The organism is Paenibacillus zanthoxyli JH29 (assembly GCF_000520715.1).
In the GTDB taxonomy this organism is placed as follows: Bacteria; Bacillota; Bacilli; order Paenibacillales; family Paenibacillaceae; genus Paenibacillus_AQ; species Paenibacillus_AQ zanthoxyli.
Genome location: NZ_ASSD01000402.1, coordinates 1 through 390, shown reverse-complemented (window position 1 = coordinate 390; position 390 = coordinate 1). Strand labels below are relative to the sequence as shown.

Sequence of the window (390 nt, the reverse complement as noted above, 5' to 3'; positions counted from 1 at the left end):
CCCCCAGCCGATGAAGATGGCCGCCTCTGAGGGATTATGGGGCAAGAGCGGCGATCCGGCGCCTTGGACGGTCGTTGCCAATATTGATCCTGGGAACATGACAAGCACTCATGAACTGAAGATTCCGTATGCGCTCAGCTTCCTCTCCTACAGCAAGTTCTCCGGTGAGGTAAAAGGGATGATCGAGCTGCAGGACGAGTATGTGCAGAAATACGGTCCGGGCAATTACATACCGCCTGTACGCACGACCTTCTGGAGCTTCCGGATTATGATCGTGGCAGGCATGGCCATGATTTTCATTACGCTGTGGGCTGTGTATCTGATGTGGCGTAAAAAGTTCGATCAGCCAAACACCCGATTTATGCGCATCTGCTTGTCCGGACTTGTGCT

At 53.3% G+C, this 390-nt stretch carries 1 protein-coding gene; it reads left to right on the top strand.

Translation table 11 applies throughout. The features are described from left to right. A partial coding sequence (locus tag L691_RS29050; protein ID WP_198023052.1) for a cytochrome ubiquinol oxidase subunit I occupies window positions 1–390 on the top strand: 390 nt, incomplete at both ends.